The organism is Pseudomonas sp. LG1D9 (genome assembly GCF_002949995.1).
Taxonomy (GTDB): Bacteria; Pseudomonadota; Gammaproteobacteria; order Pseudomonadales; family Pseudomonadaceae; genus Aquipseudomonas; species Aquipseudomonas proteolytica.
The window spans coordinates 3,907,061-3,929,195 of sequence record NZ_CP026881.1 but is presented as its reverse complement, the minus strand read 5'-3'; the positions used below and the strand labels follow the sequence as shown (position 1 = coordinate 3,929,195).

17 protein-coding genes are annotated in these 22,135 nt (G+C 60.8%); 7 read left to right on the top strand and 10 right to left on the bottom strand.

All coding sequences use genetic code 11. The annotated features are described in order from the left end of the window. Positions 1–94 precede the first annotated feature (94 nt). Entirely contained in the window at positions 95–1,741 is a 1,647-nt protein-coding gene (gene treC / locus C5F71_RS18405; RefSeq protein ID WP_029298497.1) for an alpha,alpha-phosphotrehalase, read from the bottom strand. A 120-nt stretch (positions 1,742–1,861) separates the two neighbouring features. After that, positions 1,862–3,304, bottom strand: coding sequence for a PTS system trehalose-specific EIIBC component (gene treP, locus C5F71_RS18400; protein ID WP_104911685.1), 1,443 nt, complete (start codon positions 3,302–3,304; stop codon positions 1,862–1,864). Positions 3,305–3,620: 316 nt separating this feature from the next. On the opposite strand from treP, the gene treR reads away from it, so the two are divergent. From treR to C5F71_RS18380, 3 genes are all read left to right on the top strand, one after another. Next, positions 3,621–4,325, top strand: a complete 705-nt coding sequence (gene treR, locus C5F71_RS18390) for a trehalose operon repressor (RefSeq protein WP_029298502.1) — start codon at positions 3,621–3,623, stop codon at positions 4,323–4,325. A 65-nt stretch (positions 4,326–4,390) separates the two neighbouring features. Next, on the top strand, positions 4,391–7,462 hold the full coding sequence (locus tag C5F71_RS18385) for a membrane-targeted effector domain-containing toxin (RefSeq protein WP_104911684.1): 3,072 nt from the start codon (positions 4,391–4,393) through the stop codon (positions 7,460–7,462). 117 nt (positions 7,463–7,579) lie between these two features. Continuing rightward, the gene (locus C5F71_RS18380; protein WP_104911683.1) at positions 7,580–7,891 is read left to right on the top strand and encodes a hypothetical protein; all 312 of its coding nucleotides are present in this window, start codon (positions 7,580–7,582) and stop codon (positions 7,889–7,891) included. Between the two features lie 148 nt (positions 7,892–8,039). On the opposite strand, the gene guaA is transcribed toward C5F71_RS18380, so the two are convergent. From guaA to C5F71_RS18355, 4 genes are all read right to left on the bottom strand, one after another. After that, positions 8,040–9,617: a glutamine-hydrolyzing GMP synthase gene (gene guaA / locus C5F71_RS18375; protein ID WP_029298509.1), complete on the bottom strand. Its 1,578-nt coding sequence runs from the start codon at positions 9,615–9,617 to the stop codon at positions 8,040–8,042. A gap of 81 nt (positions 9,618–9,698) precedes the next feature. Next, positions 9,699–11,168: an IMP dehydrogenase gene (gene guaB / locus C5F71_RS18370; RefSeq protein WP_070994746.1), complete on the bottom strand. Its 1,470-nt coding sequence runs from the start codon at positions 11,166–11,168 to the stop codon at positions 9,699–9,701. A 217-nt stretch (positions 11,169–11,385) separates the two neighbouring features. Next, positions 11,386–11,934, bottom strand: a complete 549-nt coding sequence (locus C5F71_RS18360; RefSeq protein WP_104911681.1) for a sugar ABC transporter ATPase — start codon at positions 11,932–11,934, stop codon at positions 11,386–11,388. 137 nt (positions 11,935–12,071) lie between these two features. Further along, positions 12,072–12,839 (bottom strand): sulfite exporter TauE/SafE family protein, encoded by a 768-nt coding sequence (locus tag C5F71_RS18355; protein WP_070994744.1) that lies wholly within the window; start codon positions 12,837–12,839, stop codon positions 12,072–12,074. A 99-nt stretch (positions 12,840–12,938) separates the two neighbouring features. Here C5F71_RS18355 and C5F71_RS18350 point away from each other — a divergent pair, with 99 nt between their 5' ends. From C5F71_RS18350 to leuA, 4 genes are all read left to right on the top strand, one after another. Further along, positions 12,939–13,829 (top strand): LysR family transcriptional regulator, encoded by an 891-nt coding sequence (locus C5F71_RS18350; protein WP_104911680.1) that lies wholly within the window; start codon positions 12,939–12,941, stop codon positions 13,827–13,829. 30 nt (positions 13,830–13,859) lie between these two features. Next, on the top strand, positions 13,860–15,239 hold the full coding sequence (gene xseA, locus C5F71_RS18345; RefSeq protein ID WP_104911679.1) for an exodeoxyribonuclease VII large subunit: 1,380 nt from the start codon (positions 13,860–13,862) through the stop codon (positions 15,237–15,239). Positions 15,240–15,242: 3 nt separating this feature from the next. Then, positions 15,243–16,061: a M23 family metallopeptidase gene (locus C5F71_RS18340; protein WP_104911678.1), complete on the top strand. Its 819-nt coding sequence runs from the start codon at positions 15,243–15,245 to the stop codon at positions 16,059–16,061. A 382-nt stretch (positions 16,062–16,443) separates the two neighbouring features. Further along, positions 16,444–18,123, top strand: a complete 1,680-nt coding sequence (gene leuA, locus C5F71_RS18335) for a 2-isopropylmalate synthase (protein WP_029298525.1) — start codon at positions 16,444–16,446, stop codon at positions 18,121–18,123. A gap of 174 nt (positions 18,124–18,297) precedes the next feature. Here leuA and C5F71_RS18330 read toward each other — a convergent pair whose 3' ends face one another. From C5F71_RS18330 to C5F71_RS28945, 4 genes are all read right to left on the bottom strand, one after another. Beyond that, complete coding sequence (locus tag C5F71_RS18330; protein WP_104912638.1) at positions 18,298–19,089, bottom strand: amidohydrolase; 792 nt, start codon at positions 19,087–19,089, stop codon at positions 18,298–18,300. Next, complete coding sequence (locus tag C5F71_RS18325; protein WP_104911677.1) at positions 19,077–20,225, bottom strand: pyridoxal phosphate-dependent aminotransferase; 1,149 nt, start codon at positions 20,223–20,225, stop codon at positions 19,077–19,079. Before C5F71_RS18325 ends, C5F71_RS18330 begins: the two co-directional genes overlap by 13 nt. 217 nt (positions 20,226–20,442) lie before the next feature. Then, complete coding sequence (gene der, locus C5F71_RS18320) at positions 20,443–21,912, bottom strand: ribosome biogenesis GTPase Der (RefSeq protein ID WP_029298532.1); 1,470 nt, start codon at positions 21,910–21,912, stop codon at positions 20,443–20,445. A gap of 21 nt (positions 21,913–21,933) precedes the next feature. Next, positions 21,934–22,107 (bottom strand): hypothetical protein, encoded by a 174-nt coding sequence (locus C5F71_RS28945; protein ID WP_158682871.1) that lies wholly within the window; start codon positions 22,105–22,107, stop codon positions 21,934–21,936. Between the last annotated feature and the right edge of the window lie 28 nt (positions 22,108–22,135).

The window sequence follows — 22,135 nt, the reverse complement described above, 5'->3', positions numbered from 1 at the left end:
CGCGAAAATCGTCAACGGTGACGTGGGCATTGCGGATGCACGCGGCGCTTTGAAGTTTTTCGCGAGCAAGCTCGCTCCTACAAAAAGGGGAATGTCAGTCGGTCAGGTGCAGCACAAAAGACTCGTATGGGCGCAGGGTGATGCTGTCGGTGCGCACCGGGCAGTCGGGGTAGTTGCTGATCAGCAGCCGTTGCGCGCTCGCCGCGCTGATCACTTGGCCAGGCAGTTGGATCTCGCAGGGCTGGCCGTAGAAGTTGTTCAGCACCAGCAGGCGCTCGCCATGGCCTTCACGCAGATACGCCCAGACTTTGGCGTGATCGCACAACAGTTGGCGGTACACGCCCTGCTGGATCAGCGGCTCAAGGCGACGCAAGGCGATCAGCGCCCGGTAGTGATGCAGCACCGAATCCGGGTCATCCAACTGGCTCTGCACATTGATCTGCGCCGCATTGGCCGGGATGCCAATCCACGGTTCACCGCTGCTGAAGCCGGCATTTGCCTGGCCGTTCCATTGCATCGGCGTGCGCCCGTTATCCCGGGACTTTTGCATGATGGCGGCCATGCTTGACGCTTGCGACTCGCCCGCATCGCGCTTGAGGCGGTAGATGTTCAGGGTCTCGACATCGCGGTACTGCCCGATCTGGTCGAACCCCGGATTGGTCATGCCCAGCTCTTCGCCCTGATACACAAACGGCGTGCCCTGCAGAAAGTGCAAGGCGGTGGCGAGCATCTTGGCCGAGACCACGCGGTACTCGCCGTCATCACCAAATCGCGAGACCACCCGCGGCTGGTCATGGTTACACCAGAACAGCGCATTCCACCCGCCACCGGCCTGCATGCCCAGTTGCCAGTCAGAGAGAATCTGCTTGAGTTGCAGGAAGTCGAAGTCGGCGCGCACCCATTTTTGCAGGTTGGGGTAATCCACTTTCAGATGATGAAAGTTGAAGGTCATCGACAGTTCTTTCGACTCCGGGCGCGAGTAGCGAATGCAGTGCTCGAGGCTGGTGGATGACATCTCGCCAACGTTGATCAGGTCGTGGCCTTCGAAGACTTCGCGGTGCATTTCCTGCAGGTACTCATGCACGTGCGGACCATCGGTGTAGAAGCGCCGGCCATCGCTGTTGTCTTCGGGAAAGTCCGCCGGCTTGGAAATCAGGTTGATTACATCCAGGCGGAAACCGCCCACGCCTTTGTCACGCCAGAAGCACATGAGTTTGTAGACTTCGGCGCGCACCTTGGGGTTGTCCCAATTGAGGTCGGCCTGGGTGTGGTCGAACAGGTGCAGGAAGTACTGGCCGGTCTGCGCCTCGTATTCCCAGGCCGAGCCACCGAACTTGGACTCCCAGTTGTTCGGCTGGTCGCGCCAGATGTAGAAGTCGCGGTACGGGTTGTCGAGGCTGCTGCGCGCCTGCTGGAACCATTCGTGCTCGATGGAGGTGTGGTTGACCACGATGTCGAGCATCAGCTTGATCCCGCGCTTGGCGGCTTCGCCGATCAGCAGGTCGCAGTCGGCCATGGTCCCGTAGCTGGGATCGATGGCGTAGTAGTCGCTGATGTCGTAGCCGTTGTCGCGCTGGGGCGAGCGCAGGAACGGGGTGATCCACAGGCAATCGACACCCAGCCATTGGAGGTAATCGAGTTTGTCCACGATGCCCAGCAGGTCACCGGTGGCGTTACCCGCATGGCTGTGGAAGCTTTTTGGGTAGATCTGGTAGATCACCGAGTGTTGCCAGTCTTGCATGGTGGGTTCCTTCAGTAGAGTTATGTGCTGGCCTTGCGGGCCTCTTCGCGGGCAAGCCCGCTCCCACATGGGGGAACGCATTTCAAATGTGGGAGCGGGCTTGCTCGCGAAGGCGGTAGTTCAGGCGACCCGGTATCCAGGCCGCACGATCTTCATGCTCAACGCACAGGTCAAAACAAACGGCACCACAATCGCGATGACCATGCCGATAACGAAGCTTGGGATGTACTGCGGGATGATCGAGATAAACCCAGGCAAACCACCGACGCCGATGGCCGAGGCCTGGACCTTGTTCAGCGAGAGGAAAATGCTGCCCAGCGCCGAGCCGAGCAACGCGGCATAGAACGGGAACTTGAAGCGCAGGTTCACCCCAAACATCGCCGGTTCAGTGATGCCGAAGTAGGCAGAAATCGCCGAGGTCGAGGCCATGCTTTTGTCCCGTGCATTGCGGCTCATATAGAACACTCCGAGCGCGGCACTGCCCTGGGCCAGGTTGGACATGACAATCATCGGCCAGATAAATGTGCCGCCCTGGGTCGAGATCAGTTGCAGGTCCACGGCGAGGAACATGTGGTGCATGCCGGTGATCACCAGCGGCGCATACAGCAGGCCGAAAATCGCCCCGCCGACCATCGGCGCCAGGTCGAATAACGTGACGACGCCTTCGGTGATCAGGATGCCGAGGTGACGGGTGACCGGGCCGATGATCGCCAGGGCCAGCACGCCGGTGACGACGATGGTGGTGATCGGCACCACGAGCAATTGGATGGCATTGGGCACGCGCGCCCGCAGCCACTTCTCAATCACGCTCATGACATAGGCGGCCATCAGGATCGGCAGGATCTGGCCCTGATAACCCACTTTCTCGATCTGGAACCAGCCAAAAATATCGAAGTACGGCAGGCTCTGGCCGTCGAGCCCGGCCACCGCCTTGCCGTAGTTCCAGGCGTTGAGCAGGTCCGGGTGCACCAGCATCAGGCCGAGTACGATGCCGAGGATTTCACTGCCGCCAAAGCGCTTGGCCGCCGACCAGCCCACCAGCGCCGGCAGGAACACGAACGAGGTGTTGGCCATCAGGTTGATCAGGCTCCACAGGCCATCCAGGTTCGGATAGGCCTCCAGCAAAGTCTGGCCCTCGATGAACATGCCTTTGGCGCCCATCAGGTTGTTGATGCCCATCAGCAGGCCGGCAATGATCAGCGCCGGCAGGATCGGCATGAACACGTCGGAGAACACGCGAACCAGGCGCTGCAGGGCGTTGGTCTTGTCGGCGCCCTTCTTCTTCACATCGGCGATGGTGGCGGCGGCAAGGCCGGTCTGTTCGCGCAGGGCGGCGTAGACCTTTTCTACTTCGCCAGGGCCGATGACGACCTGGAACAGGCCGCCGGTGAAGAACGAGCCTTTGACCAGATCGACCTGGTTCAATGCACTGGCGTTGACCAGGCTTGGGTCCTTGAGCGCCAGGCGCAGGCGCGTCACGCAGTGGGCCGCTTGCTCAAGGTTGTCGCTGCCCCCGAGATGTTCGAGGATCTCGCGGGCAATGTTGGAATAGTCGTGGCTCATGCTTGTTCTTCCACTTTAGATTTTTGTTATTGGCAGCACGCCGAGGGCAAAAGTACTCGTACAGACGAGTTAAAGCAACAACTCGTCTGTACGAGTTACAAAAATATCCGATGACCTCTTTTGTAGGAGCGAGCTTGCTCGCGAAGAACCTGAGGGCAGCACGGGGTGTCTGGTTTTTCGCGTTATCGTTGACGTTTTTCGCGAGCAAGCTCGCTCCTACAGGGATTGGCGATATCCGAGGGTCCAATGGACAAACTCCACCTCTGCCACTAAGGTTCCTGCCTTGAATGATCAAGTCGGGCACAGAGCCATCCCCATGAGCAAATACAACCAGATCTATACGGATCTGCTTGCCAGCATCACCACCGAACGCCTGCAACGCGGCACGCGCCTTCCCTCTGAAACCGAATTGATGGACGCCTACCAGGCCAGCCGTGGCACCGTGCGTCGGGCCATCGAGCAATTGCAGGAGCGTGGGTTCGCGCAAAAGATCCATGGCAAGGGCACGTTCGTGCTGTCGCCCAACCCGATTGAGTTCCAACTGGGGGGCATCGTCAGCTTCCACGAAACCCACGCCGACCTGGGCGATGACGTACGCACCGAAGTGGTCGAATTCACTCAATTGCCCCTGGAAGGCTCCCTGCAGCAGCATATCGAGGCCGAGCCCGGCACCCTGATCACGCGCATCAAGCGAGTGCGGCGCATCGGCGGCAAACGCGTGATCCTCGACATCAACCACTTCGTCGCCGACCTGATCCCGGGCCTGGACCAGACGATTGCCGAACAGTCGATCTACGCGTTTATCGAGCAGACGCTGCAACTGCAGATCAGCTACGCCCAGCGCACCATCGAAGCCCTGCCCCGCAGTAAGGACGACCAGGCGCACCTGGACCTCGACGGCCAGAGCCATGTGATTGTGGTGAGCAACCAGACGTTTTTGCAGGATGGGCGGCAGTTCGAGTACACCGAGTCGCGACATACGTTGGATAAGTTTTACTTTTCGGATATTGCGCGGCGCTAACTATTTACCCCTGCCCCCCACAACAACCCCGGCATGCTTTTTCTCTCTAGCCACAGGAGAACGACATGCCGATGATCGATACATCCCCCGCCGCCCAGCGCCAGCTCAAGGCCATGGCACCTACAGTGCTCGACGCGTGCCCGAACATGCAGGCGATGGCGACCGACACAGCCCGCGAGATTCTCGCCAGGCACGACCTCGCGGGCCTGGACCCCGACCACGTGTACTGGCATCGATTCAAAGGCGGCATTGGTGACGGCCAGGCATTTACCGGCTGGATCCACAACGAGAAGCCGTTGGAGTCCATGACCCTGCCGCAACTGGTGATTCACCGTTTCAGCCTTCACGATCAGGACAACGCGGACCTGCTCGACGGTGACGGCGGCTTCTACAGCGTGGGCCCCGAAGCACGGGTTTTTGATCACCGCAACGAGGTGCGCCTGTCTGCCAGAGCCGTGCTCAACGACTTCTGGGACATCAACTTCAGCGACCGCTACAGCACCCGCATGGACAGCTTCTGGCACACACATCAAGACGACTTCCGGACCCTGTGCAAGGTCAATTTCCTCGCCAGCGCCCTGCAAGCCCGGCAGGCCGACCAGTTGACCGAGGTGCAATTCCAGAACGTGATCAAGGCCGTCGCCAACGGCCTGGACTGGCCCCCGACCTTATCCAACCTGCAAGCCAGCGCCCCTGCCATGCCAGGCCTGAGGTTGGCGGCGCTGGACATTGGCGGGCATGTTGCCAGCGATATCCTGCGCATCATCGACCACGACGGTCGGCAAATCCTCTATGTGCCCGGCCAAGCCCAAGCCTTTCATTGCTTCAGCACGCCGGCTGACCTGCATTTCTGGTTGTTGTGCCAAACCAATCATCCGGATAACCGCGCACAGTTCATGACCCACTTCCCGCTCTCGGCGCAGATCCAACAAGACGACACCGATGCGGTGACCTGGAAACAGATGCTGCTGACGCCGATCCTGATCTATCGCACCGCCCAGGCCCTGACCGGCACACTGCCAGCCGACTGGGTGGACAAGGGACTCAATGCGAACATCGATCAGCTGTTCGTGACCTGGGGCCAGTGGAATCATCACCTGATCAACCAGGCGGACACGACCATCGACGGCGATGCGTTCACTTGGCTCGCCCAGGCCAGCAAGGCGCGCATGCAAAATGACGCCGACTTCTGCCTGCACAGCAACGGCGACCTGCGCAAGAAACTGTGGATCGGCTACCTGAACGCCTTCAGTAAAGTCTTCGGCCCGATGGCTGTGGTCGGCGGGCCGGTGGCCCTGGTGGTACTCGGCGCCAGCACGGCCAACCTGGGACTTAATATCGACCAGGCGATCAATGGCAAAACCCTGGCCGAGCGCCGCGCAGGCGAACAAGGAGCGGTTTTCAGTGCCATCGACACCCTGTTCAACCTGAGCCTGTTGAAAGCCGACGGGGTACTGCCGGAAATCGCCGAGGCCCCGGAGCGTTTTGCCCCAGCACCGGTGGAGCCACTCGCCCCACCGCCCGCTACGGTCCTGGAGGTAGTGGAACCCAAGCTGATGGTGCCGGCCCATTACGAGGCCAACCTGATTCTTGAAGGCGCGCCTCCTAGCACCACGCCGGGCAAGTTCTTTCAGGTCTACACCCTGAAAACCTCAAATGGCATGCCTCAACACGCCATCCTGATGAACGACATGGCCTACTACGTGCGCTACGAAAGTGACCTGAATGGCCCGGGCTACTGGGTCATTGTCGACCCGGCCAACCCGCAGGGATTCACCGCAACGGTACCGGTACGCTTGAACGCACTGGATGAGTGGGAGCCCGTATCTGGCAGCCGCGGCTTGAAGGGCGGAGGCGGCAACTCCAGCAAGGCGGCCAAGGTCAAGACCAAGGTCAAGGTCAAACCGGTGGCCGATGCCGGCGCCGCCGAGCCTGGAACATCGAGTGCGATTGGCAGGGTAACCACCGAGTTCGACGCGCGCCCATCGATCCGCCACGACTTGAAGGAATGGGCGCTGGGGATCCTTGAAATCCATATCGACAGCCGCTTCCTGAACCTCGATCGCTACAATTTCTACTTCGGCCACACCCACACCAGGCTGCTGGACTCGGCCAAAGCCTTCTACCGCGAACTCTCCTGGAGTCGCTTGCCGCCGCGCCCGAGCGTTCCCATCGTGCCCCCGCAAACCTCATTCAGCGAACTGATAGAACAACTGCCGCACGACCTGCCCGGGCTGGTTATCGGCGAAACCCTGGACCGCATCACCAGTACGCGCCTGATCATCGAGAACATCCCCCTGCTCGCGCGCAAGGGCGTCAGAACCCTGTACATGCGGCGTCTGCTCAACGACTTTGCCCAGGACGACCTCAATCGCTACTTCCAGAGCGGGTCAATGTCACAAGACCTGCAAGACAGCCTGGAGGCGATGAGCACCGACCCCGCAGGACAATTCAACGAACTGCAACTGATCAAGGCAGCCAGGAGCAACGGCATTCGCGTGCAGGCCATCGACTGCGCCGCGCACTACAAATACACAGACCCGCTGGTCGACCGCTCGGCGCAAATGGCGCGCAACTACCTGGCCCACCGGATTATCAACGCCGACAAAGCCTTGAACGGTGGCGGCAAATGGCTGGTGATGACCGCGCCGACCAGCACCAACACGTTCAGGGAGGTGGCCGGCATCAGTGAGCTGGAGGGCGGGATGGGAGTGCGTATTGAGGAGGTGTACCCAGGGGAAGGCCACGATATACGGGTAGATCCAGGCGCGCCGGTGGATCACGACACGATGGAACCGGACGAAAACATGAGCGTCCCCTTCAATACCCTGCATGCCGACCTGCGGGTACAGGTCGAGGCACCGCCCGTGCAGCGCACGGAGCTGCAAAACCGGCAATTGCTGTTTCGCAAAGGCATGTACCTGATCGATGAGACGCAAGGTTCGTACAGGCTGTTTCACCGCAGTCGGGATCTAGGCGTCGTCATCACGCCCATCACCCGACTGGCCGACGGCGGCTTCGTAATCGAGCGCCCTACCTGGCCGCTGGTGCACCAAGTGCATTTCCCCACGCTAGACCAACTATCCGCCGCGATCACCAACACCGGCTTGAGCTTGCAAAGCAGGCTGCCACGCTGAGTCGTTCAACGGAGTGAAAAACCTGGCCGTGGCCAGGTTTTTTTGCTGCGCAACCGTTTGTTTGTTGTCGAACGGTGTCTCACACTTTATCCACGTCAAACCATAAGGGAAAACACCATGCTCACGAGGAGCCTGTTACTGAGTCTTTGCGCTGTGACATTGGTTGGCTGCACGGGCAGAGGCTTTCAACCGCCGCCGCCAGAATTTACCAATTGGAAAAAGGTCGGGGTGTCTGAAAAGGGCGTCAAAAACGCTATGACCGCATGCGGCTATACCAACCTGGTAGGGACGGGAGACACGACGCCGATTGACCAGGTGCTCACGCGGTTTTATTGCATGAAAGACGCAGGTTTCAAGCGCACCGATAACATTGACCTGTGCAAGGAAGGTCGCATCGGTGAATCGCCGGTGTGCGAAGGCCGCCGGTAATCCAGTACGGCATCGCAGCAGGGCAGTTGCGCCTCCTCGACCGCCATCATCGGCGAGCCTGGGGAGCCCAAAAAAGCCAAAAGCCCGCAATTACGCGGGCTCCAGGGCATTTCTTGCTAGATCGTGCCGGACAATGCCGGACGCTCAATCATTCCCACTCAATAGTCGCCGGCGGCTTGCTCGACACGTCATACGTCACGCGCGAAATACCTTCGATCTCATTGATGATACGGCCGCTGACAGTCTCCAGCAGTTCGTACGGCAGGTGCGCCCAGCGGGCGGTCATGAAGTCGATGGTTTCTACCGCACGCAGGGCCACGACCCACGCGTAACGACGGCCATCGCCTACAACGCCAACCGACTTCACTGGCTGGAACACCACGAAGGCCTGGCTGACCTTGTGGTACCAGTCGGCCTTGCGCAGTTCTTCGATGAAGATGTGGTCGGCACGACGCAGCAGGTCGGCGTATTCCTTCTTCACTTCACCGAGGATCCGCACGCCCAGGCCCGGGCCCGGGAATGGGTGGCGGTAGACCATGTCGTACGGCAGGCCCAGTTCCAGGCCCAGACGGCGGACTTCGTCCTTGAACAGTTCGCGCAGCGGTTCTACCAGCTTGAGGTTCATTTCCTCAGGCAGGCCACCCACGTTGTGGTGGGACTTGATCACGTGGGCCTTGCCGCTCTTGGCGCCAGCCGACTCGATCACGTCAGGGTAGATGGTGCCCTGGGCGAGGTACTTGATGTTGTCCAGTTTGTTGGACTGGGCATCGAAGACGTCGATGAAGGTGCGACCGATGATCTTGCGCTTCTTCTCCGGGTCCGACTCGCCGGCCAGGTTGTTGAGGAACTGGTCCTCGGCGTTGGCGCGGATCACCTTGACGCCCATGTTCTCGGCGAACATGGCCATCACTTGCTCACCTTCGTGCAGGCGCAGCAGGCCGTTGTCGACGAAGACGCAGGTCAGTTGGTCGCCAATCGCCTTGTGCAGCAGCGCGGCAACCACGGAGGAGTCAACGCCGCCGGACAGGCCCAGCAGCACGTTGTCGGTACCGACCTGGGCGCGCACGTTGGCGATGGCGTCTTCAGCGATTTTCGACGGGGTCCACAGGGCTTCACACTCGCAGATGTCGAGGATGAAGCGCGACAGGATGCGCCCGCCTTGCTTGGTGTGGGTCACTTCCGGGTGGAACTGCACGCCGTAGTAACGACGCTCGTCGCTGAACATGCCGGCAATCGGGCAGCTCGGGGTGCTGGCCAGGATGTGGAAGTCTTCCGGCATCCTGGTGACCTTGTCACCGTGGCTCATCCAGACGTCGAGGCCGAACAGGCCGTCGGCGTCGACGTGGTCTTCGATGCCGTCCAGCAGGCGGCTCTTGCCGACCACGTCCACACGGGCATAACCGAATTCACGCAGCTCGGAGCCTTCGACCTTGCCGCCCAGTTGCTCGGCCATGGTCTGCATGCCGTAGCAGATACCGAAGACCGGCACGCCCAGGTCAAACACCGCTTGCGGGCAGCGCGGGCTGTTGGCTTCGTGCACGGACTCGGGGCCACCGGCGAGGATGACGCCTTTAGGGGCGAATTCGCGGATCGCTTCGTCATCCATATCGAACGGATGCAGTTCGCAGTACACGCCGATTTCACGCACACGGCGGGCAATCAGTTGGGTGTACTGGGAACCGAAGTCGAGGATCAGGATACGGTGGGCGTGAATGTCGAGGGCCATGAAGTCAGTCTCGTCTAATGAATCAGAAACAACTCGGGGCTGAAAGAACAGCCCCGGTTACTTAACGTTTTGCTGGAAGCCTCAACCTACGCGGTAGTTTGGCGCTTCCTTGGTGATCTGCACGTCGTGGACATGGGATTCAGCCATGCCGGCGCCGGTGATCCGTACGAACTCTGGCTTGGTGCGCATTTCTTCGATGTCGGCGCTGCCGGTGTAGCCCATCGAGGAACGCAGGCCGCCCATCAGTTGATGGATGATGGCGCTCAGGGTGCCCTTGTACGGCACACGGCCTTCGATGCCTTCCGGGACGAGCTTCTCGGCGCCTGCCGAGGAGTCCTGGAAGTAGCGGTCCGAAGATCCTTGCGCCTGGGACATGGCGCCCAGCGAACCCATGCCGCGGTAAGCCTTGTAGGAACGGCCCTGGAACAGTTCGATCTCGCCTGGCGCTTCTTCGGTACCTGCGAACATCGAGCCCATCATCACGCAGGAAGCACCGGCTACGATGGCCTTGGACAGGTCACCGGAGAAACGGATGCCGCCGTCGGCGATCAATGGTACGCCAGTGCCTTCAAGGGCAGCGGCAACATTGGCGATGGCGCTGATTTGCGGCACGCCCACACCGGCGACGATACGTGTGGTGCAGATCGAGCCTGGGCCGATACCGACCTTGACTGCGTCAGCGCCGGCTTCGGCCAGGGCCTTGGCGGCAGCGCCGGTGGCGATGTTGCCGCCGATCACCTGCACGTCAGGGAAGTTCTGCTTGACCCAGCGTACGCGGTCGATCACGCCTTTGGAGTGACCGTGGGCAGTGTCGACCACCACCACGTCAACACCGGCAGCGACCAGGGCCGAAACGCGGTCGCCGGTGTCTTTACCGGTACCAACGGCGGCGCCAACGCGCAGACGACCTTGGTCATCCTTGCTGGCAAGCGGGTAGGCCTTGGCTTTTTCGATGTCGTTGACGGTCATCATGCCCTTGAGGGCGAATTTGTCGTCGACGATCAGCACGCGCTCGATGCGGTGCTTGTGCAGCAGTTCACGCACATCGTTCTTGTCGGCGCCTTCCTTGACAGTGACCAGGCGCTCTTTAGGCGTCATCACTTCACGGACGGTGACTTCAAGACGGTTTTCGAAGCGCACGTCACGGGAAGTGACGATGCCGACCAGGTCGCCATCGTGCAGCACTGGAACACCGGAGATGTTGTGCAGGCGGGTCAGGTCGAACAGGTCGCGTACGGTGGCGTCGGCTTCGATGGTGATCGGATCTTTCACCACACCGGCTTCATAACGCTTGACCTTGCGCACTTCGGCAGCTTGCTGGTCGATGGTCATGTTCTTGTGGATGATGCCGATGCCGCCTTCCTGAGCCATGGCGATTGCCAAACGGGCTTCGGTGACGGTGTCCATGGCAGCGGAAACCAGGGGAATATTCAGCTCGATGCCACGGGTTAGGCGGGTCTTGAGACTGACTTCGTTAGGAAGCACCTCGGAGTAACCGGGCACTAGGAGAATGTCGTCGAATGTCAGAGCTTCTTGGCTGATACGCAGCATCGCGGGGGCTCCCGAGCGGGAAAATGGAAGCGCGCCATTATATACATGCGCCCTGCCGGGCTCAATGTAAAACTCTGACAAACTTGGTAATACTGATAGATGGGTAAACCCAGGCGCCTTTCTGTAGGAGCGAGCTCGCTCGCGAAGAGCGTGAAGGCACCGCGCAAAACCAGCCAGCCAGCATTATCGTTGACGATTTTCGCGAGCAGGCTCGCGCCTACAATTCGACTTTGACCCAACTCATCTTCTGGTCGAGCCAGTCGGCAAATTCGTCGATAAAGCTCTGCTTGAAGCCCGCTTCGGCCCAGTTGTTGAAGATGAAGCCCAGGTTGGAAAAGCCGCACTCCTGCAAGAATAGAAACCCGTTGATGTCATCTTCATGCCCACACAGCGGGCAGGTGAAGTTGTCGGTATGGCCGGGCATCCAGTCCTCCAGGCTCTCGAACAGCGCCTCGCCGACTTCTTTAAGGCATTGCGGGCAGCCGGCTTCTTCGAGAAACCCCTTGGCCGGGGTATAGATGCAACGCTTGTAGATGATTTCCAGGCCATTGACCGGCTCATTGAATGGCAACGCCTCGGGGTGCAACACCACGGCGCGGGCGCCGTCGGCCAGGGCATAGCCCATGCGGTTGCCGGTGCGGCCACAGGTGGTCAGTTCTTCCTTGATGATATTCTTGCGCACCAGCCAGCGCACGATGGCCCGGGCGCGGGGTTCGTGGACGGGCAAGGTGGAGATTTTCGGGACAAGGATGCTTTGGGAATTCATGGGAGTCCTGCGGTGTGGCTGCTGGCCTCATCGCGGGCAAGCCCGGCTCCCACAGTTGATCGCATACCAATGTGGGAGCCGGGCTTGCCCGCGATAAGGCCCTAGAGCCCGGCAGCTTAATCCCTGCCACCCACAGGTCAAGTACTCAAATACCGCCCAATCAACGCTATGCCACTGGCCAGCACCAGCCACGTCACCAACCGCACAAACGCCTCGCGGGACATGCGCAGGGTCAACCTACGCCCCGCCCACAGCCCCAGGGCCATCGCCGGCAGCAGGCACACCGCCAGCAGCAGCAAGGGCAATTGGGCATACACCCCGGCGATCAAAAACAAACTCAGGCGTACCACCGTGCTCGCGCTGATCAACGCACTTTGGGTGGCTCGCGCGCCGTCCTTGGGCAGGCGGCTGTTCAGATAAATCGCATACAAAAAGCCGCCACTGCCAAACAAGGCCCCAAACAATCCGCCCACTACGCCCATGGGCACCGACCATCCGGCAGCCAAAGCTGTGGGCTTGGCCTTTACCGCCAGGCTGTAGATGGCATAGGCGCTGATAAACAGGCCCATCAACAGCAGGAGCAGGTCCGAATGCAGGTTAAGCAAGAAGATCACACCCAGGGTGCAGCCAATGGCCATGCACGGCAGTAACCGCAATAGCTCCGGCTTGACCACATCCCGCCGCGATTGCAGCAGGTTGCCAAAGGCCGCGACGAAATCCAGCAGCACCAGCAACGGAATGATCTTCGACAGCGGCATGAACATAATCAGGATCGGCCCGGCCACCAGTGCCGTGCCGAAGCCGGCGATGCCAAACACGATATAGGCCAGGGTGATCCCCAGGCCGATCACCAGCCAATCCACCGGACCAAACGACCACTGCGCCATCAATTCAACCAGGCTCATGAAATATTCCTTGTTAGCGATGGCCCTCACTTTAGCCAAGCTGATGTGTTGCGACTAATATCTTCAAAGCCATCCATCTATCTCAAAAAGGCATGACTGGTGATTTCTACCCGACAACTGCGTTACTTCGTCGAAATAGCCGAGAGCGGCAGCTTCAGCGCCGCCGCCGAACGCCTGTTTGTCGCGCAATCGGCCCTCAGCCGGCAGATCAAGGAGCTGGAAACCCTCCTGCAAACCCCCCTGTTCGAGCGCACCGCCCGCCTCCCGCGCCTGACGGCCGCCGGCGAGGCGTTTTATCCACGGGCGCGCAACCTGCTGGGCGAGTTGCACAAGGCCAGTGAATTGGCGACCCAGGTCGGCCACGGCCAACTCGGCACGCTGCGCCTGAGCCACTCCAGCACGGTGCCGATGAGCGGGCGCGTCCTGCGCGGGATCAGCGCCTGGCTGGAGCAGTGTCCCGGGGTGTCTATGGATATCGTCAAACTGTCCTCAGAAGCGCAGTTGGAGGACATTGCCGACGGTCGGCTGGAGGTCGGCCTGCTGCGCCTGCCGGTGCTGCGCCAGCGCGAAGGGGTGCGCATCGTGCCTCTGTATCAAGAGCCACTGCTGCTGGCTGTCCCTCCTACCCACCCTTTGGCCCGGCATTCCTCGGCCATTGAACTGGCGCAATTGAAAGACCAAGCCTTTATTTCGATCCCCCACCCACAACGCGGCGGCCTGAGTTACCTGTCGGCCGAGTTGTGCATGCGTGCCGGATTTTTCCCCAAGGCCGCGCGGGTGATGTCGCGCAAGACCACCCAACTGCAGTTGATCCAGGCTGGATTTGGCATTGCGCTGCTGCCCGAGTCGATGCGTGATATCGCCCCGGCCAACATTCACTTCCTGCCCCTGGCCGACCCTGATTGCCACAGCACAGTGGCCCTGGCCTGTGCGCAGGCGCCGAGCGCGTTGGTTGCGCAGTTCTGTCAAACACTGGCCGAATGCCTATAAACTGCCGCCCATGACTAAAGATCTCTTGCCATGATAAAAGACCCGTTTGCCCGCCTGGGCCTGGACCGCGAGGTCCTGACTGTCAGCCAGCTCAACGGCCGCGCTCGGGTGTTGCTCGAGGACGTGTTCACCAATATCTGGGTCGAAGGCGAGATCTCCAACCTCGCCCGCCCGGCCTCTGGGCATGTGTATTTCACCCTCAAGGACAGCGGCGCGCAGGTACGGTGCGCGCTGTTTCGCAACAACGCCGCGCGCGTGCGCCAGGCATTGAAGGATGGCCTGGCGGTCAAGGTGCGGGGCAAAGTCTCGCTGTTCGAGGGGCGTGGCGACTACCAGTTGATCCTCGACACTGTAGAGCCAGCCGGCGATGGTGCGCTGCGCCTGGCCTTCGATGCCTTGAAGGAAAAGCTCAGCGCCGAAGGGCTGTTCAGTGCCGAGCGCAAGGTGCCGCTGCCGGCCCATCCGCGCCGCATCGGCATTATCAGTTCACCCACCGGCGCGGTGATTCGCGACATCATCAGTGTATTCGCCCGCCGTGCACCAAACGTGCAGCTGACCCTGATCCCCACCGCCGTGCAGGGCCGTGAAGCCGTGGCGCAGATTGTCCGCGCCCTCAAGCTGGCGGATGCCCGGGGCTTTGATGCGCTGATCCTCGCCCGTGGCGGCGGCTCGCTGGAAGACCTCTGGTGTTTCAACGAAGAAGCCGTGGCCCGTGCCATCGATGCGTGTGTCACGCCTATCGTCAGTGCGGTTGGCCATGAAACCGATGTATCCATCAGTGACTTCGTGGCCGATGTGCGCGCCCCCACGCCCTCGGCTGCCGCTGAGTTGCTGGCGCCGGATGCCAGCAACCTGGTACGCCAGGTCGAAAGCCTGCACCGGCGCCTGGTGATGTTGATGCGCAATCGCCTGACCCACGACCGCCTGCGCCTGGAAGGCATGGCCCGGCGCCTGCGTCACCCCGGTGAGCGTCTGCGCCAGCAGGCCCAGCGCCTGGATGACCTGGATATGCGCCTGCGCAGGGCGTTCGAGCGCAGCCTCAATACCCGTCGCGAACGCCTGATCCGCCTCGAAACCCGCCTGGCCGGCCAGCACCCGGGGCGCCAACTGGCCCTGCTGCGCCAGCGCCTGGACAGCCTCGCCGAGCGCCTGCCCCGGGCCATGCGCGAAGGTCTCAAGGCGCGCCGCCTGCAACTGCAAAGCCAGGTGCAGACGTTGCAGGTGGTCAGCCCGCTGGCGACCCTGGGCCGTGGCTACAGCATCCTGCTGGACGAGCGCGGCCAGGCCATTCGCAATGCCGCGCAAACCCACACCGGCCAGCGCCTGACCGCGCGTCTCGGTGAGGGCCAACTGCAAGTGCGGGTGGAAGATAACCACCTGACACCCGTCACCCTTTCATTACTGGATTGATTGATGCCTCGTCTATTTAGCCTGTTGCTGCTGTGCCTCGCTTTTAACGCCCACGCCGACAGCTACATCACCCGCACCCTGAACAAGCCGGTGCCCGGTGGCGTGGCCGTGGTCGACCTGGGCCCTGGGGCCGCCGCGCCGAAAGCCACTTATCAGGGCAAACCGGTGCTGGTGGTCAAGGAACAGGACAACTGGCTGGCGATTGTCGGCATCCCGCTGACGGTCAAGCCCGGTAACGAGCGCATCAGCAGCGGTGGGCGCAACCTGCCGTTTATCGTCGGTTTCAAGAAGTATCCAGAACAGCGCATCACCCTGAAGAACAAAAGCCAGGTCAACCCCGAGCCTGCGCAACTCAAGCGCATCGAGGGCGAGCTGGCCGTGCAGCTCAAGGCTTACCGCAGCTTCAGCCCGAACCTGCCGAGCAACCTGGTGCTGGACAAGCCAGTGAGCGGCCCGCTGTCCAGCAAGTTCGGCGTGCGCCGCTTCTTCAACGGTGAAGAACGCAACCCGCACTCGGGCCTGGACTTCGCGGTGCCCGCTGGCACGCCGATCAAGACCCCGGCCAATGGCAAGGTGATTCTGGTGGGGAACTACTTCTTTAACGGCAACACGGTGTTTGTCGACCACGGCCAGGGCTTTATCAGCATGTTCTGCCATATGTCGAAGATTGATGTGAAGGTGGGCCAGCAACTGGTGCGCGGGGCGGTGGTTGGCAAGGTCGGTTCGACGGGCCGAGCGACCGGGCCGCATATGCATTGGAATATCAGCTTGAATGATGCGCGGGTGGACCCGGCGATCTTTATAGGGGCGTTCCAGCCTTGATCTGATCGCGGGGCAGACTGGCGTCATCGCAGGCTTGCATGCGATGGCGCCAAATCAGTCTGCACTGATTGCGCATCCGCAAACCCTCACGCAAATAAAACAAAGCATCCTGACTTTACTCACCATAAAATCTCGTTTACCAGAGCAATAGCAGAACTTCTCTCAATTTTTTCCGACTGCTTGCCATCTTTCACCTCGCCGGTTAGGGTTGAGCTTATGAAAACCTCTCACACCCTCATTCAGCTCCGCCAGCACCGCAGCCTGTGCCTCGTCAGCGCACGACTGCCAGGCTGAATCGATCTGCCTCGTCCCCGGTTTGCATCCCTAATAAACGCTTTCTGGCAGGCCGCCTCTTCTCGGCCCTACAACAAGGATTCTTCTGATGAGCATGCTCAAAGACCCGTCTTCGAAATACCGCGCGTTCCCGACCATTGATATCCCGGACCGTACCTGGCCGTCGAAGACCATCACTACCGCGCCGATCTGGTGCAGTTCCGACTTGCGCGACGGCAACCAGTCGTTGATCGAACCGATGGACGCCGTGAAGAAACTGCGTTTCTGGAAAACCCTGGTCTCGGTGGGCGTGAAAGAGATCGAAGCCTCGTTCCCGGCCGCTTCGCAGACTGACTTCGACTTCGTACGCACCCTGATCGAAGACAACCATATCCCCGAGGACACCACCATCCAGGTGCTGACCCAGGGCCGTGAAGACTTGATCGCGCGTACTTTCGAATCCCTGCGCGGCGCCAAGAAAGCCATCGTGCACTTGTACAACGCCACCTCGCCGTCCTTCCGCCGTATCGTGTTCAATCAGGACAAGGACGGGATCAAGGCCATCGCGGTCGACGCCGCCAAGCTGTTCGTCAAGTACGCCGCCCAGCAGCCGGAAACCCAGTGGACTTTCGAGTACTCGCCAGAGACCTTCAGCGCCACTGAGCTGGAATTCGCCAAGGAAGTATGTGACGCAGTGATCGAGGTGTGGAACCCGACGCCCGAGCACAAGATGATCCTCAACCTGCCGGCCACCGTGGAATGCGCCACGCCGAACATCTATGCCGACCAGATCGAGTGGTTCGGTCGCCATATCAACCGTCGTGACAGCGTGATCATCAGCCTGCACACCCACAACGACCGTGGCACTGGCGTCGCTGCCACCGAGCTGGGCCTGATGGCGGGTGCCGACCGTGTCGAAGGTTGCCTGTTCGGCAACGGCGAGCGTACTGGTAACGTCGACCTCGTCACCGTCGCCTTGAACCTCTACACCCAGGGCGTAAACCCTGAGTTGGACTTCTCCGATATCGACGGCGTGCGCAAAGTGGTCGAGGAGTGCAACCAGATCCCGGTGCACCCACGTCACCCGTATGTGGGCGATCTGGTCCACACCGCGTTCTCCGGCTCGCACCAGGATGCAATCCGCAAAGGCTTCGCCCAGCAGAAACCGGATGCCTTGTGGGAAGTGCCGTACTTGCCAATCGACCCGGCCGATATTGGCCGCAGCTACGAGGCGGTGATCCGCGTCAACAGCCAGTCGGGCAAGGGCGGTATCGCTTACCTGCTGGAACAGGAATACGGCATCAGCTTGCCACGCCGCATGCAGATCGAGTTCAGCCAGGTCGTCCAGGCCGAAACCGACCGCGTGGGCCTGGAGATGACCGCCTCGCAGATCCACGCGTTGCTGCAGCGTGAATACCTGCAAGCCAACACCCCGTACGCGCTGGTCAGCCACCGCTTGCAGGAAGAAAACGGCAACAGCTCGGTAGAGGTTGAAGTCTCCGGCAAGGGCCAGGGTGAAACCAACCTGCGCTGGCACGGCAAAGGCAACGGCGCGCTGGAAGCGCTGGTAGCCGGCCTGCCGATTGGTGTCGAGATCATGGACTACAACGAGCACGCGATCGGCGCAGGTACTAACGCCAAGGCTGCGGCTTACATCGAACTGCGCGTGAACGGCGAGCGTCCGGTGCATGGCGTGGGGATTGATGAAAACATCACGACGGCCAGCTTCAAGGCGGTGTTCAGCGCGCTGAACCGCTCGTTGAGCCAGCTGGAAGCGAAAGCGGCGTAACTGACCGCTGAAAAGCCAAAGGCCCCTGGATGCGAATCCAGGGGCCTTTTTACTTTGGGGGCTGGGGGATGCTGATGGGCCTATCGCGGGCAAGCCCGCTCCCACATTTGGAATGCATTTCCCTGTGGGAGCGGGCTTGCCCGCGATAGCTATCCCCCATACACCAAAGATTTATCAGACAAACTGAAAGCTATCGGCATCCAGGTTCGCCGGAAACCTCTGGCGATATTCAGCCAATTGCGCCGCCTCCAGGCAGACCTGGAACACCCCGTCCGCCTCCCCTGCGCTCAACAGGCTTTCGCCCTGGAAGTCGAGGACTTGGCTGTCCCCCGTGTAAGCAAACCCCTTCCCGTCCGTCCCCACCCGGTTTACCGCCGCCACATAGCACAAGTTCTCGATGGCCCGCGCCGGCAACAGGCGGTTCCAGTGCTGGCGCCGTGCCCCCGGCCAATTGGCGGTGTACAACAACAGGTCCGTATCCTGGGCATCACGACTCCACACCGGGAAGCGCAGGTCGTAGCAGATCAGCGGGCGAATCCGCCAGCCCTTGAGCTCGAACTGCACCTGCCGCTCGCCCGGGGTGTAGTGATTGTGCTCACCCGCCATGCGAAACAGGTGCCGCTTGTCGTAGTGCAACACCTCGCCATCGGGTCGCGCCCACAACAGGCGGTTGCGGTGACTGCCATCGGCGGCCTGGATAATCACGCTGCCGGTAATGACCGCGTTGTACTGCTGCGCCTGGACCTTGAGCCACTCATGGGTCGGGCCGTTTTCGGCTTCGGCCAGGGCTTCGGACTCCATGGAAAAACCGGTGGTGAACATTTCCGGCAGCACGATCAAGTCGGCGCCCCTGGCTTGCTCCAGCAGCAACTCGAAATGCTCCAGGTTGGCCTGGCGGTCATGCCAGGCCAGGGTGGTCTGGACCAGGGCGATGTTCAGATCGGGTAACGCACTCAGATCACGCATAGTTTCTCGGCTGCTTGGCGCAGCGTCTCCTCGCGTTTGGCAAAGCACAGGCGCACCAGGCGCTGGCCTTGGGGTGGGTTCTGGTAGAACACCGAGACCGGAATCGTCGCCACGCCATGTTCGCGGGTCATCCACAGCGACATGGCCACGTCATCCAGGTCCGGGCGAATCTGTGAGTAATCCACCAGTTGAAAGTAAGTACCGGCCACCCGCGTGAAACTGAAACGCGAGGGGGCCAGCAGATCGCAGAACAGGTCACGCTTGGCCTGGTAAAAAGCCGGTAGCTCCTCGACGTGTTCAGGGTGCTCGGCCATAAAGTCGGCCAGGGCGAACTGCAACGGCGTCACGCCGCAGAAGCTGACGTATTGATGCACCTTGCGCAGTTCGGCGCTCAAGGCCGCAGGCGCAACCACGTAACCGGTCTTCCAGCCAGTAACGTGGTAGGTCTTGCCAAAGGAGCTGACCACGAACGCGCGCTGATACAGCTCCTCGTGGGCCAGGACGCTGACGTGGGGCACGCCATCGAATACCAGGTGTTCGTAGACCTCATCGCTGACCAGATAGATATCGCGGTCACGGATCAGCTCGGCCAACTGGTCCAGCTCGGCACGGCTGATCAGGGCGCCGCTGGGGTTGTGCGGGGTGTTGAGGATGATCATGCGCGTGCGCGGTGATAGCGCGGCCTTGATCTGCTCGAAATCCAGGCTGAAGTCCGCCAGCCCCAATGGCACATGCACACAACGACCGCCGGCCAACTCCACAGAGGGCTCGTAGCTGTCGTAGCACGGGTCGAAGACGATGACTTCATCACCGCTGCGGATCACCGCCTGGATCGCACAGAAGATCGCCTGGGTGGCGCCGGGGGTGATGGTCACCTCGCTGTCGGGATCAACCTGCACGCCGTAGCTGCGGGCGACCTTGGCCGCAACTTGCTGGCGCAGGGCCGGTAGACCGGTCATTGGCGCGTATTGGTTATGACCGTTGGCAACATGTTTGCCCACCGCGTCGAGCAAGGCCTGGGGGCCGTTGAAATCGGGGAAGCCCTGGGACAGGTTCAGCGCGCCGGTTTGCGCAGCGAGTTGCGACATGGTGGTGAAGATGGTGGTGCCGACGTTTGGCAGCTTGCTGGTGATCATTCGGTGGGCCCCTGACGGTGAGTTACAAGTTGTAAGCTGCAAGCGCCGAGGGGTCAATCGTGAGGCACAAAAAAGGGCTCGTTCAGAGCCCTTTTTGGGTAACGCCTAACTGGTATAGGTACTGGCTTGCCTGGGTAGCGGTGGGTCAGTCAGCAAGTTGGTGTCTGATCTATCGCTATTGCGGGCAAGCCCGCTCCCACACACGCCAGCCCCACAGTCAGCGGCGGTCTTTACGCTTTTTGTCAGCCTTCTTGTTGTGGCTCATCAAGCGACGTTTCTTGTTCACTTGGCGGTCAGTCAGGCTGTTCTTGTTGCCTTCGTACGGGTTCTCGCCACCTTTGAACTCGATGCGGATCGGCGTACCGACCAGCTTCAAGACACGACGGTAGGTGTTTTCCAGGTAGCGCACGTAGGACTTAGGCACCTTCTCGATCTGGTTACCGTGGATCACGATAATCGGCGGGTTGGCACCACCCAAGTGGGCGTAACGCAGCTTGATCCGGCGGTTGTTGACCATCGGCGGCGCGTGCTCGCCAACTGCATCCTCAAGGATCTGGGTCAGGCGGTTGGTCGGCCAGCGGGTGACCGCAGACTTGAACGAGTTCTGTACCGAGGCGTAGAGGTTGCCCACGCCGGTGCCGTGCAGCGCCGAGATAAAGTGGATGTCGGCGAAGTCGACGAAGAACAACCGGCGTTGCAGCTCGACCTTGACGAAGTCACGCTCGCTCGGGGTCATGCCGTCCCATTTGTTGATCGCGATCACCAATGCCCGACCGGCCTCCAGGGCAAAGCCCAGCAGGTTGAGGTCGTGGTCGACCACGCCTTCGCGGGCGTCCATGACGAAGATCACCACGTTGGCGTCTTTGATCGCCTGCAGGGTTTTCACCACCGAGAACTTTTCGACTTCCTCGTGGATCTTGCCGCGCTTGCGCACACCGGCGGTGTCGATCAGCGTGTACTTCTCGTCGTTGCGCTCGAACGGGATGTAGATGCTGTCACGGGTGGTGCCGGGCTGGTCATAGACGATTACCCGGTCTTCACCGAGCATGCGGTTGACCAGGGTCGACTTGCCGACGTTCGGACGGCCAATGATGGCGATCTTGATGCCGTCTTTTTCGCTTGGGCCAGGAATGCGCTTGGCTTCCTCACCTTCGGCAACGAGCTCTTCTTCGCCTTCAACTTCGTCGGCGTCATCCTTGGGGAAGTCGCGCAGGGCGATTTCCAGCATCTGGGTGATGCCGCGACCATGGGCACCGGCGACCGGGATCGCGTCACCCAGGCCCATCGGGCTGAATTCGGCGCGGGCCGCCTCAGGATCGATGTTGTCGATCTTGTTGGCGATCAGATAGGAACGCTTGTTGCGCTTGCGCAGGTGCTCGCCGATCATCTGGTCGGCAGCGGTGTAGCCCGCACGGGCATCCACCAGGAACAACACGACATCGGCTTCTTCAATGGCCAGCAGCGACTGCTCGGCCATCTTTTCGTCCATGCCATGCTCGTCACCGGAGATACCTCCGGTGTCGACAATAATGTAGGAGCGCCCTTGCCACTTTGCCTCACCGTATTGGCGATCACGGGTCAGACCGGACAAGTCGCCGACGATGGCGTCGCGAGTCCTGGTCAGGCGGTTGAACAAGGTGGACTTGCCGACGTTAGGTCGGCCCACCAGGGCGATTACGGGAACCATGCGGCTCTCCACTGCGTTATTTCAGAAAATACAAAAGCCGCTGCAAGGCAGCGGCTGGTGCTCGGGGCGGCATTTGAAATGCCACATGCCCTGCTCTGCCCCCGCTACTGTAGGAGCGAGCTTGCTCGCGAAAAACCCGAGGACGACGCGTTTATCCAGAAAACCCGCGTTATCGTTGACGTCCTTCGCGAGCAAGCTCGCTCCTACAGCAACAGGTATTGAA